The following is a 13,920-nucleotide window of genomic DNA, read 5'->3' as shown; positions in this document are numbered from 1 at the left end:
CGTAGGGAGAGTGCTTCCTACCGGTCTGCCGCTTTTTCTGTTGGTGGACATCTTGAAAGTGGGGAACTTGATGACAACCGTACTGAAATTTGGTGGCAGCTCCGTTGCCACAATCGAACAAATACAAGCCATTTCGGACTATTTACAGACACGTGTGGCGACCGGTGAAAAATTGGTCGTCGTCGTATCGGCGATGGGCAAAACGACAGATTCGCTCTTGTCGCTCGCCAAACAAATCACGGATCGCCCGATGATTCGCGAACTCGACCGGCTACTCGCCGTCGGGGAAGAACAGACAATTAGCCTACTCAGTATCGCCTTGAACTCGCGAGGCGTACCGGCCATCTCATTAACAGGACAGCAAGCCGGGATTGATACGATGGGCATTCATACGAAGAGCAAAATCAAAGCGATTCGGAAAGAAGTGTTACACGAGAAGTTGCGTCAATACGACGTCCTGATTGTCGCCGGATTCCAAGGCGTGAATGAAGCGGGAGACGTCACGACCCTTGGGCGTGGCGGTTCGGACACGACAGCCGTCGCACTGGCGGCCGTCCTCAGTCAGCGTTGTGAAATTTATACGGACGTCGCGGGTGTATATACGACGGACCCACGAATCCATCCGACGGCGAAACGGCTTGATACGGTCTCCTATGACGAGATGATGGAGATGAGCGCACTGGGCTCTAAAGTGATGGAGATGCGAAGCGTGGAGCTCGCAAAGAAATATGACGTCAATATTTTTGTTGGGAAGACGCTTTCGAGCGAAGGAGGAACATGGATCATGGATACGACGCAAGCGATGGAACAGAAAGCAGTCACGAGTGTGAGTGTCGTCAAGAACGTACTCAGTGTCTCAATCAAACATATTCCGCATACGGCGGCGGGAGTCGCAGACATCTTTGAACGATTGTCAGAGCGACACGTCAACATCGATATGATTTCACAGACGGCATTCGACGGTGAAGTGTTCCTCTCGTTCACATGTCCGCTCGATGAAGAGGCATTTTTAGAAGAGGCACTCGCGGAGTTGACAGCGACCTTGCCTCAAATCAAAATCGATCGTCACACGGAACATGCAAAAATTTCGGTCGTCGGAATCGGCATGCGAGACGCGACAGGCGTCGCATCAGAGCTCTTCGCGACATTCCGTGAGATGGGGATTCCATTCTATCAAGTCACGACGTCTGAAATCAGTATTTCCTATACGATTCAAGAACAAGACGTAGAAGCGGCAGTCGCAGCCATTGCGGCCCGGTTTCACTTATAAGGGGGGAGCATAATGTATAACGTAGCAGTCGTCGGTGCGACAGGTGCCGTCGGACAAAAAATGATTGACGTCTTAACAGAATATGAATTTCCAATCAGCGAACTGAGACTCTATGCTTCAGCCCGCTCGGCAGGAAAGACGGTCGAGGTGAATGGGCAATCGATCATGATTCGTGAATTGACCGATGCGATTTATGCGGACCCGATCGATATCGCACTCTTCTCTGCAGGTGGGAGCATCAGTGAACAATATGCCCCTCGGTTGAGTGAGCAAGGAGTCATTGTCATCGATAATTCAAGTGCATTCCGAATGCAAGAAGGAATTCCACTCATCGTACCGGAAGTGAACCGAGTCGAACTCAGTCCGGAGAGAACGCTCATCGCGAACCCGAACTGTTCCACGATTCAATCGGTCGTGGCGCTCGCGCCTCTAGCGGAAGTATACGGACTGACACGCGTCGCCTATACATCTTATCAAGCGGTATCGGGATCGGGTCAAAAAGGGATCGATGACCTCGAGCGCGGTGCGCGCGGAGAGGAACCGACGAATTATCCGTATCCGATTTATGATAACGTGTTGCCGCACATCGATGTGTTTCTAGAAAATGGCTATACGAAAGAAGAACAGAAGATGATGGATGAGACACGTAAGATTTTAAATGCGCCAAACCTCGGGGTGACGGCCACTTGTGTCCGAGTGCCGGTGCGAAACAGTCATGCGGTCTCGATCACGGTGTCGCTCGAGCGAGATGCGACAGTCGCAGAACTGAAAGCAGTCCTCGCCGATGCACCAGGGGTCGTGTTAATGGACAATCCATCCGAATTGACATATCCGACACCGCTCGATGCGAACGGGACGGATGAGGTGTATGTCGGACGAATTCGCCGAGACGATTCACAACCCAATACGTTCCATCTTTGGTGCGTTGCAGATAACGTCCGAAAAGGGGCGGCAGCGAATGCCGTTCAAATCGCGCAATGTATGATTAGTCAAACAGCGACGAAATAAGGAGGAGATGACATGTTCACAGGAGTGGCGACAGCACTAGCTACCCCATTTCAAGAAAATGGGCAGTTGAATCTAGAAGCATGGGCGGCATTAATTGAAGACCAAATCCAAGAAGGTGTGACGGGTCTCGTCATCGGTGGGACGACCGGCGAAGGGATGACAATCACTGATGACGAGTTTGAGACATTGCTCGTTCGAGCGGTGGAGGTCGCAAACGGTCGAGCCGTGATCATCGCGGGGACCGGTTCGAACAATACAGCAGTCAGTATTGAGAAAACGAAACGGGCCGCCGAACTTGGTGCGGAGATGGCGATGGTCGTCACACCGTACTATAACAAGTCGACACAGGCCGGGCTGATTGCTCACTTTACTGCGATTGCGGATGCGTCACCGATTCCGCTCATGCTCTACAATGTTCCGTCACGGACGGGTGTCGCCTTGACACCGGAAACGGTCGGTGAGCTCGCGGAACATCCGCGCATCACGGCCTTGAAAGAAGCGAGTGGGGATATCTCGGTCATGGCGCAGATGATGGCCCATATTCCGGAAGGGTTCACCGTTTACTGTGGAAATGACGATCAAATCTTGCCGTACATGGCTTGGGGCGCACAAGGGGTCGTCTCCGTTTTATCAAACGTCTATCCGGGAGCGACGGTCGCGTTGGCAGACGCCCTATTGGCGGGTGATTTGCAGACAGCACGTACGTGGCAAATTCGTTTACTCCCAGTCATCGATGAACTTTTCGCAGAAGTGAATCCGATTCCGGTGAAGGCAGCGCTTCAAGCGCGAGGATTTGAAGTCGGTGTGCCACGTCTGCCGCTCGTTCCAATGAGCGCGACGGCTGAGGCGAAATTACTATCGGCGATGGAACAATTCAATGAGGTGAGACAATGAATGTTCTCATCCATGGGTTTGGCGCAATGGGACGCATTGTCGAAGAGGTCGCTCATGCGCAAGGTGTGAACGTAACGGCAATCGTCTCACCGGGAAGTGACGAGCACACGGCGACTCTGAATGAGGTGGACGTACCCGTCGATGTCGTGATCGACTTTTCGAACCCGGCGTTACTCCCTGATTTACTCGCGTTCGGACGGGAGCGCAATATTCCGCTCGTCATCGCGACGACCGGCTTCACACCGGATGAACTGGCCGAGATTGAAACGGCTTCACAAGACATCCCAATCTTCCAGTCTTACAACACCTCATACGGGATCGCGCTCTTGAAGCAGTTGCTCGACCAACTCGTCCCACTCACTCTCGGATATGATATTGAAGTGATTGAGGCACACCATCGGAAGAAAGTGGACGCACCAAGCGGGACGGCAGAATTATTGGCACGTGCCATCGAAGCGAAGCGTGACGTGACACCGATTTACGAACGAACGTCACGTCGGGAAGCGCGTGGAGCTGAAGAGTTAGGAATGCATTCCATTCGGGGTGGCACGATTTTCGGTGAGCATACCGTGCTCTTCGCCGGAGATGATGAAATGATTGAACTGAAACATACCGCGTTATCGAAACGCGTCTTTGCAAACGGGGCACTTGCCGCTGCGGCAACGATCATTGATCGCCCGGCAGGACTTTATAATCTATCGAACTTATACGAGGAGGCTACTCATGTTACTCACAAACGCTTATGAAATCGCACAATATATTAAAGATGCTAAGAAGGAAACACCAGTCAAGCTTTACGTCAACGGTCAATTGGCGGGTCTTGTAATCGAGGAAGCGAAAGCATTCGGAACGGATGAGTCGAAACTGTTCTTGACGACGGCAGAACGCGCTGCGGCATTTTTAGAAGCTAATGCATCGGTCATCACAGATTCTCATCTTGAATATGATCGTCGCAACAGTGCCGTACCGATGCTTGATACGACACAACTCAATGCCCGAATCGAACCAGGCTCGTTCATCCGAGACCACGTTCAAATCGGCAACAACGCGGTCGTCATGATGGGAGCTGTCGTCAACATCGGAGCTGTCATCGGAGATGGTTCGATGGTCGACATGAACGCTGTCATCGGAGCACGCGGAACGCTCGGGAAGAACGTTCACCTTGGCGCAGGTGCCGTGGTCGCAGGGGTTCTTGAGCCACCTTCAAAAGATCCGGTCATCATCGAGGATGGTGTCATGATTGGGGCGAACGCAGTCATCTTAGAGGGCGTTCGCGTCGGTGAAAACGCAGTTGTCGCGGCAGGAAGTGTCGTCACACAAGACGTCCCTCCAGGTGTTGTCGTTGCGGGAACACCTGCACGAATCATCAAACAGAAAGATGAAAAAACTTCTGAAAAAACGCAACTTGTTGATGACTTACGCTCTCTCTAACGTATAATAGACAGAAAATATAAAAAATGAGGAATGGGAGAGTTGCATTATGGAACAGTATGGACAATGGATGTGGAAAGACGGGGCTTGGATTGAGCCGACTGACGCAAACACGAGTATCATGACACACGCGATTCATTACGGAAGCGGGTTCTTTGAAGGGATTCGCGCGTATCACACGGAGGAAGGTCCTGCTATCTTCCGATTACGTGAACACTTGGAGCGACTTGTTCGCTCGTGTGCATACTACCACGTCACGCTACCGTATACGGTAGATGAACTCGAACAAGCCACGATGGAATTGATTGAGCGAAACGGATTTGAAGCATGCTACATCCGTCCGTTCGTCTTCCTTGGAACACCATGGCAGGCACTTATGCCGACTGCTGAGACGAAGGTACATGTTGCCATCTCGTGTTGGCCGCTCGGTGAATATTTCAACAAGACGGTCGGGATTCGAGCGAAAGTGGCCTCGTATCGCCGCGTGTCTTCTACCATGATGCCAATGCAAGCGAAAGCGGCCTCGAACTATATGAACTCACAGCTATTAAAAGGAGAGGCGCTCCGTGACGGATTCGATGAAGCGATTGCCCTTGATATGAACGGAAACGTCAGTGAGGCGAGTGTCGCGAACATCTTCCTCGTGAAAGGAAAAACGATTACGACACCGTCCCTTGACTGTTCTGTACTCGATGGCATCACACGTCAAACGGTGATGCAATTGGCTCGCGAGGCCGGTTATGAAATCGTCGAGCGCCATATCGGACGCGATGAGCTCTATGTGGCTGATGAAATCTTCTTAACGGGAACGGCAGCCGAGGTGACGAGCGTCATCGAGGTCGACCATATCTCGATTGGTGGAGGTGTCCAGACGGTTGCGACAGAAATGTTGACACGCTATCGTGAAGCCGTAACAGGACAACTTCCGGAACACCGCGATTGGATCACGTTCGTGAAATCAGCAGTAACAGAGTAAAGGAGTTTTGCACGATGGGAGTCACAATTGACTTGAATGCGATTCGCGAAAACAAACGCCGGATTGAAGCGCTCGGGCGCCCCGTGTTTGCGGTCGTGAAAAACAATGCCTATAACCTAGGAATGGAGCCAGTTGTGACGACTTTGTATGATGAAGGAGTCCGTCACTTCATGGTGACCACGTTAGAAGAAGCGATTGAAGTGCGAGCGCATGCAGAGTCGGCTCGCGTCCTCGTCATGAATCCGGTATATACGTGGGAACACGTGCATGCCCATGATTTTGACGTCGCAATCGGCTCGTATGAATGGCTCGTCTCGCAGCGTGAGCATCTCGATGGCGTTCGCCTTCATTTGAAATTAGACGTCGGCATGAACCGATTCGGTGCCAAAACGTTTGAAGAAGCGCTACAGATCGTTGCCTTCTGCCAAAATGAAGGATTGAACCTTGTCGGACTATGTACACATTTTCCGCTCGCGGATGCGGACAATGCCGAAGTCGAGCATAGCGTCCAAGTCGAACGCTTTGCCGACTGGTCGACACGTTTGATGGAACGTCATACGTTTGAATTGATTCATGCCGCGAACAGTGCGGCCACGCTTCAAGACGACTTGCGCTTGCACCATTGCACACATGTGCGTGTCGGTATTTTCTTATACGGTTATTCGTCGGTTGAGCCGGTTGAGTGGCTCGTACCTGCGTTTTATTGGGAGACCGAAGTGGTTGCCGTCCACGACATCGAAGCGGGGGCTCATGTCGGGTATGGAACGGGATATACCGCGGAATCGAAAGAACGGATTGCTGTCTTACCTGTCGGATATGGGGATGGATTGATGCGAGCGAGACGTCACTTGCCTGTTCACATCGCGGGGAAAGCATACCCGTTCATCAGTAACATCTTTATGAGCCATAGCTTCATCAAAGTCGACGAAGACGTACAAATCGGCGACCGTGTCGCATTATATGGGATCGAGACGAAAATCGATGACGTGACACGTGTTGGCTATGCCAACAACTCAGAACAGCTCTGTGCCCGTTCGTGGCGTGTCTCACATCGCTTTGAAGGAGGAATTGTATGTACACCACCAATCAATCAGAATGCTTGATCGAAGGCGTGTCCGTCCGTGAACTTCAAGCGACGTACGGGACACCTTTATACATCATGAGTGAGCCAGAACTAGAGCGTCGCCTTGGAATTGTCCAGAATGCGTTTCTAGATAAGTATCCGAACACGTATGCGTTATACGCGTCAAAAGCATTATCGATTGCGGCCGTTTATGAAAAAGTGATGGCCGCAGGGTTAAGTGTCGACGTCGTCTCAAGGGGTGAGATGTACGTGGCACTGCATGCCGGTGTACCGGCGGAGCGCATTCACGTCCATGGATCGAACAAGACGATTCTTGACATCACGTATGCTCTCGAACAGGGGATTACACACTTTACCATCGACAATATGCGGGAGATCAGCCTCTTGTCAGGACTTGCGGCTGAATACAATCGCGAAGTCGATGTGCTTCTCCGCATTGTGCCTCAAGTTGTCGGGGGTGCCCATGCGGCGATTCAAACGGGTGGGGTTGATACAAAATTCGGTTTCCCGACGCATGACGACACGTATTTAGACGCGATTCGTACAACGTTAGAAGCCGAGCACTTACAGTTGAAGGGAATCCATTGTCACGTCGGTTCTCAAATTCAAGATCCGACCCTCTTCATCAACACGGTGAAGACGATGGTGCGCTTCATGGATACGATTCGTCAGGAAACCGGCTATACGACGGACGTCTTGAACATCGGCGGGGGATTCGGCGTCGCTTACTTGGATGAAGACGAATATCTCGATTTTGCCCAGACGATGGAGCAAGTGATGGAGACGTTGGTCGAGGAGGTCGAGGCACGTGAATTGCCACTTCCGAAAATCGGGATTGAGCCGGGACGTTGGCTCGTCGCCAATGCGGGTGCCACGCTTTATGAGGTGGGGACCGTCAAAGAAGTGAGTGGCGTTCGTACATTCGTGTCTGTCGATGGCGGGATGACGGACAATATCCGTCCGGCATTGTATGACGCGGAGTATGAGGTCGTGGCAGCGACTCGGATGAATGAAGAGAAGACGCTCGAGGCAAAAATAGTCGGAGCGTGCTGTGAGTCGGGAGACATCATCTCGAACCGCTCATTGATCCCCCCTGTCACACCAGGTGACTTATTACTTGTCAAAGCAACAGGAGCGTACAATTTCTCCATGGCGAGCAACTATAACCAGATGCTTCGTCCAGCTGTTGTCTTCGTGAAGGACGGGGCACATCGACTTGTCGTTCGTCGCCAAACGTTTGAAGACTTGGTGGCATGTGAGGTCATTGGACAATCAACGTAAGACTGCAGAGCAATCTGTAGTCTTTTTTTTGATTTTGAAATGAGAACGTTTTTCAATTATGATAGAGAAGAGAAAAAAAGGGGAAGTGACGGTCATGACCAAGACAGCAGCACAAAAGCTAATTGAAGAAAGACGTACGGTCCGTATGTTCAAAGAAGCACCAATCGATACGAAAGTGCTTTATGAAGTGTTGCAATCGGCACATCATGCACCATTTCACAATAAAGTCGAACCATGGAACGTGTATGTGTTCAATGGGGATGGGAAGCAAGTGTTACTCGATGCGCTCGAACCAGCCTTCTCGGAGGCGTCAGAAGGGCAACGCGAAAAAGTGACGGGACGGATTTTAAATGCGGCAACCTGTATGTATGTGACGGCAAAACATTTTGAAACGGACAAAGGGAATCGTGACGCGTTACTCGCGACGGCGACATTCATTCAAAATGTTCAGCTGCTCTTAAGTGAACGTGAGATCGGAATGGTCTGGCGGACGGGTGGACTGTTTGATGATGCACGGTTGAAGGAAATGATCGGGGCGGAAGGGGAGACGTTTATCGGTCTCCTGCAAATCGGGAAATATGACACAGAAGATATCCCTACACCGAAAGCGCGACAACCGATTGATTCGCATCTCATCATGTTTGAATAATAAAGAGCGAGCGATGGGGAATCCCTTCGCTCGCTTGCTCTATATATCGGTCAATTATCGCTTTATTTTTGTTGCGAGCCAATCTTGAATCACAGTCGTTGGAATCATCCAGTCGTTCCTCCATTTTTAGAATCTTCTCTACTATTATCCAAATGCATACGTTCCCAAACCTCTCGATGTGCCCCATGAAGGGCATCATCGAATGAATCATCGATATGAAGGCCATAACTTGGATTGATGGACGAGGCATACAGGTCTAGCATGAGTTGATCATGGTTCGGATACATAGAGTGGGCTCCTTTCAATACATCAGCTTGGCTACACCTTCAGTATACAAAGGAACTATGTAGAAAATTCGAGAGAAACGTTAACATTTTATGAATCTTGTAAACGCTTTCACAATCGTTGGATTTCGCGAACTGGAACGCACGACTGCTTATATTGTTCGGCACGCTTGGCATATTTCTTTACCGTTCTCTCCATGATAAAACGATCTTCATCGTTTAATGGACGAACGACTTTTGCTGGGACGCCCATGACCATCACCCCTTCAGGAATCTGCATGTTTGGTGTGACGAGCGCACCGGCAGCGACAAAGGACCCTTTTCCAATCTTCGCCCCATCGAGTACGGTAGCATGCATGCCAATCAAGCAATCTTCTTCAATCTCACAGCCGTGAATCATCGCCATGTGGCCAATCGAGACACGGTCATGAATGATTGTCGGTGAGCCTTCATATTGATGAATCATCGAACCATCCTGAATGTTGACGTATGAACCGATTTGAATGGGTCCTTCGTCTCCACGGATGACGGTATTGAACCATACTCCCGAGTGAGCGCCGATGGTCACGTCTCCAATCACGTGTGCCCCTGGTGCAAGATAAGTCGTCGGATCGACTTTTGGTGTCAACTCTCCTAATTTGTATTGCATCGTTGTAACCCCTTTCAGACGGATATGTTATCATTGTCGCACAACTTGAAAAAGAAATTGCAACGAAAAGAATATTCTTGGTAAGATAGTTAAAATACGTTGAATAAGGAGATCGAAAGATGGAGAAACAACATTTGATTGACATCGCCGCAAAGAAAAAGAAAGCGGCCGTCGTCTTTAAAGACGTCGCAGTGATTGACGTGTACAGTCGTGAGACGATTCGTACAGACGTCGCCATCGACGCAGGATATATCGTGGCTATTGGGGAAGAGTACGATGGAGAGGTCGAGTATCACGATCCGACGTGGACGCTTGCGCCGTCCTTTATCGATTCGCACGTCCATATCGAGTCATCGATGGTCCCCCCGCATGAATTTGCGAAAGCAGTCTTACCACTTGGTGTCACGACCGTGATTGCCGATCCACATGAGATTGCGAATGTGAACGGAGCACTCGGGATTGAGTACATGTTAGCAGATGCGAAAGGACTTCCACTCGACGTTCGGATGATGCTTCCGAGTTGTGTACCAGCGACACCGTTCGAACATGCAGGTGCTAAACTGTATGCGGAAGATTTGGTACCGTTTTTAGGAGATCCAGGAGTGCATGGACTAGGCGAGGTCATGGATTATCCTTCGGTTGAAGCCGGAAGTGAAGACATGCTTCAAAAAATCGCACAGACGGAACAAGCGGGTAAAGTGGTCGACGGACACGCATCGGGACTTGGCCCAGACCAATTGAACGTCTATCGTTCTGCAGGAATCATGACGGACCATGAATGTACGACTGCGGAAGAGGCGATTGAACGAGTGCGACGTGGATTCTACGTTCAAATTCGGGAAGGGTCCGTTGCTCGAAACGTGGAGAAGGTGAGCCTAGCCGTTACGGAAAGCAATGCCCACCGCTTCCTTTTCTGTACGGATGATAAGCATTTGGATGACTTGGTCGCGGAAGGTGGAATCGACTACAACATCCGTACCGCCATCAAGCAAGGGGTTAAGCCGGAAACGGCCTATGCCATCGCAAGTCTACATGCCGCAGAGGCCTATGGATTAAAAGAGGTCGGGGCGATCGCACCTGGTAAGAAGGCGAACTTCGTTATCTTGTCAGACGTCGAATCGGTAAAAATCGAACAAGTCTATGTGAATGGTACGCTCGTCGCGGAGAAGGGGAATGCGACGTTTGAATCGGAAGGGATTGAAGTGCCGAAACCGATGAAAGGTGAGCTCGCTTTACCCGAATTGACCGCCGAGTCGTTCCGACTTGCCGCAAGTGAAGAAGAAATCGATGTCATTCAAGTGCTTCCGAACAGCTTGTTGACGAAACGACAGCGTCTCACGTTCCAACCAGACGCATCAGGCGCAGATTTATCGCAGGATATCGCGACGCTTGCCGTCATCGAACGCCATCACGGGACAGGCCATATGGCTCTTGCCCCGGTAACGGGATTCGGCTTGAAACGAGGTGCCCTAGCAGCCACGGTTGCCCATGACAGCCATAACTTGGTCGTCGCCGGGGTCAGCCCGGAAGACATGTTGCTCGCGGCGAGAACGCTTGAAAAAGTAGGGGGAGGGGTCGTCGCCGTATCGGAAGGAGAAGTGCTTGCCGTCCTTCCGCTCGAGATTGGTGGACTGATGACGAAGCGACCATATCGTGAAGTGGCAGAGATTCTGGAACAGCTGAATGATGCGCTAGATGTCGTGGGAGCCCATCGTCATTTCAATCCGTATTTGACGATGTCCTTCCTCGCCTTACCGGTCATTCCTGACTTGAAATTGACCGATATGGGATTGTTCGACGTGACCACGTTCTCATTCATCAACGCTTGACTCGGTCTAACGTATGATTTTTGTTAAGAACCGCCGATAACGATTGAATGCGTGACGGGAAGTTGGTATAGTTACGTCAAGTTTCATCGGGTCAACATTGAAAGGGGGGATATTACAGATGGAACAAGTTGCTTACAATCGGTCGTATGATGAACATGAGGAATTGATCAATTCTGTATATCGTGCTTTCAAGGACCGATGCGAAGAACTACCAGAAGAAACTCAGACAAAACGTCGTTTACGACGACTCATTTTCTCTACGATTAAAGAACAGACGAAGTCTCACGCTGACCGATTCGTGTTGTATCACTTCTTCAACGACTTCTTTAAAGCGGTGGAAACGAATGACCAAGAAGCACTCGCTGTCTTGAAGCGAATCATTCGTGATGAAAAAAACTATTGATATGTGACACCAACCTGTGATAATTTAGACGTAACTTTAAATGAATATTCGTGCTATCGATGAGGTAGAGGTGCGATGCTGATGAGTAAGTAGTCGGAGGATGACAACGATGAGGACTACAAAAAGGCAGGATCGCCGAAGTGCAACACCATGTCCGTGGGGTTGTGCTGGGCTGACGGGAAATACCCGTCGGACTGCCATACATATTTACGTATGGAGCGCTCCAAGTCGGCTAAGAAAGACGGAACATCCAGCGAGGGTGTCGGCTTTGTTGCCGATGCCCTCGCTTTGCGTTTTTTTAAGCATAGGGGGCCTCATCCTAATAAAAAAGGAGGAATTCAGCATGGTAGATTATTCAACATCGGTACTCTCACTCGTACCGGCATTACTTGCAATTATTATGGCAATCACAACACGAAAGGTCATCCCATCACTCGGTGTCGGGATTATCGCAGGAGTCCTTCTCTTGCATAACTTCAATCCAATTGATTCGATTCAATACTTGTGGTCGAACATCATCGCTTTATTCTGGGCGGATGGAGCCATCAACGAATGGAACGTCTTGTTGATTGCGTTCTTGCTCTTGCTCGGGATTTTGTCATCCATCATTCAAACGTCGGGCGGCGCCCGCGCGTTCGGAGAATGGGCGGCTTCAAACGTCAAGACGGCCCGTGGCGCTCGTCTCGTCTCGTTCGGACTTGGGATTTTGATTTTTATCGACGATTATTTCAACAGTTTGGCCGTCGGGAACATCAGCCGACCGCTTACGGACCGAAAAAAAGTATCGCGTGCAAAACTCGCTTATATGATTGACTCGACAGCCGCACCGGTCTGTGTCATCAGCCCGCTTTCAAGTTGGGGTGCATATATCATCGCCATCATCGCGGGTATTTTGGCAAAATACTCGATTGACAGCTATTCTTCATTCTCTGCATTCATTCAAATCATACCAATGAACTTCTATGCCGTCTTCGCACTACTCTTGACAGCATATGTGGCATTCACTGGACTTGCCATCGGACCGATGCGCACGCACGAACTTCGTGCCCTCCAAGGGGAGTTGTATGATTCGGCAAAAGGAAAGCCGATGGGAATGAGCGAAGATTTACACGAGCACGAAGGTGGAAAAGTACGTGATTTGATCGTACCAATTATCACGCTGATCATTGCGACAGTGTCAGCGATGCTTTACACGGGTGGTCAAGCGCTCGCGGCTGACGGTCAAGACTTCTCGTTGATTGGAGCCTTCGAATCGACAGATGTGACACGCTCACTCGTTGCGGGTGTTGTCATCAGTTTGATTGTCGCATTCTTGCTTCTCATCGGACGTAAAATCCCAACACGTGACTATGGAAAAGCGGCATGGGAAGGCGTTCGTGCCATGTGGCCGGCTGTCTTGATTCTCTTGTTTGCTTGGACAATCATTGCGGTCATCAGCGACATGAAGACTGGTGAATACTTGGCGAGCTTCGTGACAGATACAATCGCTGCATCTTACTTGCCACTCCTTCTCTTCTTGATTGCCGGAATCATGGCATTCTCGACAGGAACGAGTTGGGGAACATTTGGTTTGATGCTTCCGATCGGTGCCGACTTGATCATGGCTGTTGAACCGGAACTCCTTCTCGCGTCACTTGCGGCTGTATTGGCCGGCGCGGTGTTTGGTGACCACTGTTCACCAATTTCAGATACAACGATTCTCAGCTCAACAGGAGCGGGCTCGCACCATATCGACCACGTGGTGACACAATTGCCGTATGCTATTCTTGCAGCGGTTGTCTCGGCGATCGGTTACTTGGTGCTCGGGATTACAGCGTCGATTTGGATCGGATTCTTCGCTGCATTGATTTCGTTTATCGTATTGGTTGGAATCGCAGAAGTGATTTCAAAACGTGGGAAAGTACCTGCAGAACTCCGTGCGAAGCGTGAGGCTTAATACACGAAAATGACTTCCATCGATTTGATGGAAGTCATTTTTTATGTGCGGTCGTCACTGCATAAGTGAGACGGTCGAGTAGTTTACCGAGAATGAACCAAAAGAGAACTATGATGTACAGTGATAGGCTGTGGTAATGGAGATGAATGACGTACAAAGAAAACCAAGGTGTCTCGAGCAACCAAAATGGAGGCGAAGTAGATGTGCTTGTCATCCAATCCAGATA

General features: G+C 50.2%; 14 protein-coding genes and 1 riboswitch. Of the genes, 12 read left to right on the top strand and 2 right to left on the bottom strand.

Annotated features, from left to right (window positions below):
* The first annotated feature begins 70 nt into the window (after window positions 1–70).
* The 9 genes from KNO73_RS13130 to KNO73_RS13090 are packed head-to-tail and all read left to right on the top strand — an operon-like array spanning window position 71 to window position 8,593.
* Window positions 71–1,270, top strand: a complete 1,200-nt coding sequence (locus KNO73_RS13130) for an aspartate kinase (RefSeq protein ID WP_078147890.1) — start codon at window positions 71–73, stop codon at window positions 1,268–1,270.
* A 12-nt stretch (window positions 1,271–1,282) separates the two neighbouring features.
* Window positions 1,283–2,278: an aspartate-semialdehyde dehydrogenase gene (locus KNO73_RS13125; protein ID WP_215112599.1), complete on the top strand. Its 996-nt coding sequence runs from the start codon at window positions 1,283–1,285 to the stop codon at window positions 2,276–2,278.
* Between the two features lie 12 nt (window positions 2,279–2,290).
* Window positions 2,291–3,172 (top strand): 4-hydroxy-tetrahydrodipicolinate synthase, encoded by an 882-nt coding sequence (gene dapA, locus KNO73_RS13120; protein WP_214758251.1) that lies wholly within the window; start codon window positions 2,291–2,293, stop codon window positions 3,170–3,172.
* Window positions 3,169–3,918, top strand: coding sequence for a 4-hydroxy-tetrahydrodipicolinate reductase (gene dapB, locus KNO73_RS13115; protein ID WP_214685489.1), 750 nt, complete (start codon window positions 3,169–3,171; stop codon window positions 3,916–3,918). The genes dapA and dapB overlap by 4 nt, the downstream gene beginning before the upstream one ends.
* Window positions 3,896–4,603 (top strand): 2,3,4,5-tetrahydropyridine-2,6-dicarboxylate N-acetyltransferase, encoded by a 708-nt coding sequence (dapD, locus tag KNO73_RS13110; protein ID WP_214758247.1) that lies wholly within the window; start codon window positions 3,896–3,898, stop codon window positions 4,601–4,603. Before dapB ends, dapD begins: the two co-directional genes overlap by 23 nt.
* A 49-nt stretch (window positions 4,604–4,652) precedes the next feature.
* Window positions 4,653–5,579: a branched-chain amino acid transaminase gene (locus KNO73_RS13105; protein WP_074037806.1), complete on the top strand. Its 927-nt coding sequence runs from the start codon at window positions 4,653–4,655 to the stop codon at window positions 5,577–5,579.
* Between the two features lie 14 nt (window positions 5,580–5,593).
* Complete coding sequence (gene alr, locus KNO73_RS13100) at window positions 5,594–6,682, top strand: alanine racemase (RefSeq protein ID WP_215112598.1); 1,089 nt, start codon at window positions 5,594–5,596, stop codon at window positions 6,680–6,682.
* Window positions 6,652–7,944, top strand: a complete 1,293-nt coding sequence (gene lysA, locus KNO73_RS13095) for a diaminopimelate decarboxylase (RefSeq protein WP_215112597.1) — start codon at window positions 6,652–6,654, stop codon at window positions 7,942–7,944. The genes alr and lysA overlap by 31 nt, the downstream gene beginning before the upstream one ends.
* A 58-nt stretch (window positions 7,945–8,002) precedes the next feature.
* Complete coding sequence (locus tag KNO73_RS13090) at window positions 8,003–8,593, top strand: nitroreductase family protein (RefSeq protein ID WP_214758245.1); 591 nt, start codon at window positions 8,003–8,005, stop codon at window positions 8,591–8,593.
* Window positions 8,594–8,697: 104 nt separating this feature from the next.
* Here KNO73_RS13090 and KNO73_RS13085 read toward each other — a convergent pair whose 3' ends face one another.
* On the bottom strand, window positions 8,698–8,880 hold the full coding sequence (locus KNO73_RS13085; RefSeq protein ID WP_214758243.1) for a hypothetical protein: 183 nt from the start codon (window positions 8,878–8,880) through the stop codon (window positions 8,698–8,700).
* A gap of 109 nt (window positions 8,881–8,989) precedes the next feature.
* Window positions 8,990–9,526: a gamma carbonic anhydrase family protein gene (locus KNO73_RS13080; RefSeq protein WP_214758241.1), complete on the bottom strand. Its 537-nt coding sequence runs from the start codon at window positions 9,524–9,526 to the stop codon at window positions 8,990–8,992.
* 119 nt (window positions 9,527–9,645) lie between these two features.
* Here KNO73_RS13080 and ade point away from each other — a divergent pair, with 119 nt between their 5' ends.
* From ade to KNO73_RS13065, 3 genes are all read left to right on the top strand, one after another.
* On the top strand, window positions 9,646–11,355 hold the full coding sequence (ade, locus tag KNO73_RS13075; RefSeq protein WP_214758239.1) for an adenine deaminase: 1,710 nt from the start codon (window positions 9,646–9,648) through the stop codon (window positions 11,353–11,355).
* A 118-nt stretch (window positions 11,356–11,473) separates the two neighbouring features.
* Window positions 11,474–11,758 (top strand): hypothetical protein, encoded by a 285-nt coding sequence (locus KNO73_RS13070; protein ID WP_015880753.1) that lies wholly within the window; start codon window positions 11,474–11,476, stop codon window positions 11,756–11,758.
* A gap of 57 nt (window positions 11,759–11,815) precedes the next feature.
* Window positions 11,816–11,990: riboswitch (Lysine riboswitch) on the top strand.
* Between the two features lie 111 nt (window positions 11,991–12,101).
* Window positions 12,102–13,694, top strand: a complete 1,593-nt coding sequence (locus KNO73_RS13065; protein ID WP_214685501.1) for a Na+/H+ antiporter NhaC family protein — start codon at window positions 12,102–12,104, stop codon at window positions 13,692–13,694.
* Window positions 13,695–13,920: the final 226 nt, after the last annotated feature.

It is taken from the genome of Exiguobacterium sp. s83 (genome assembly GCF_018617095.1).
Classification (GTDB): Bacteria; Bacillota; Bacilli; order Exiguobacteriales; family Exiguobacteriaceae; genus Exiguobacterium; species Exiguobacterium profundum.
The sequence above is the reverse complement of the archived record's forward strand: the minus strand, read 5'-3'. Positions and strand labels throughout refer to the sequence as shown.

Bases quoted from the DNA above. Each gene is read 5' to 3' on its own strand.
- KNO73_RS13125 (WP_215112599.1), top strand. From the start codon at position 1,283: ATGTATAACGTAGCAGTCGTCGGTGCGACAGGTGCCGTCGGACAAAAA.
- KNO73_RS13065 (WP_214685501.1), top strand. From the start codon at position 12,102: ATGGTAGATTATTCAACATCGGTACTCTCACTCGTACCGGCATTACTT.
- dapA (WP_214758251.1), top strand. From the start codon at position 2,291: ATGTTCACAGGAGTGGCGACAGCACTAGCTACCCCATTTCAAGAAAAT.
- KNO73_RS13130 (WP_078147890.1), top strand. From the start codon at position 71: ATGACAACCGTACTGAAATTTGGTGGCAGCTCCGTTGCCACAATCGAA.
- ade (WP_214758239.1), top strand. From the start codon at position 9,646: ATGGAGAAACAACATTTGATTGACATCGCCGCAAAGAAAAAGAAAGCG.
- lysA (WP_215112597.1), top strand. From the start codon at position 6,652: ATGTACACCACCAATCAATCAGAATGCTTGATCGAAGGCGTGTCCGTC.
- KNO73_RS13070 (WP_015880753.1), top strand. From the start codon at position 11,474: ATGGAACAAGTTGCTTACAATCGGTCGTATGATGAACATGAGGAATTG.
- KNO73_RS13080 (WP_214758241.1), bottom strand. From the start codon at position 9,526: ATGCAATACAAATTAGGAGAGTTGACACCAAAAGTCGATCCGACGACT.
- KNO73_RS13085 (WP_214758243.1), bottom strand. From the start codon at position 8,880: ATGTATCCGAACCATGATCAACTCATGCTAGACCTGTATGCCTCGTCC.
- KNO73_RS13090 (WP_214758245.1), top strand. From the start codon at position 8,003: ATGATAGAGAAGAGAAAAAAAGGGGAAGTGACGGTCATGACCAAGACA.
- dapB (WP_214685489.1), top strand. From the start codon at position 3,169: ATGAATGTTCTCATCCATGGGTTTGGCGCAATGGGACGCATTGTCGAA.
- alr (WP_215112598.1), top strand. From the start codon at position 5,594: ATGGGAGTCACAATTGACTTGAATGCGATTCGCGAAAACAAACGCCGG.
- KNO73_RS13105 (WP_074037806.1), top strand. From the start codon at position 4,653: ATGGAACAGTATGGACAATGGATGTGGAAAGACGGGGCTTGGATTGAG.
- dapD (WP_214758247.1), top strand. From the start codon at position 3,896: ATGTTACTCACAAACGCTTATGAAATCGCACAATATATTAAAGATGCT.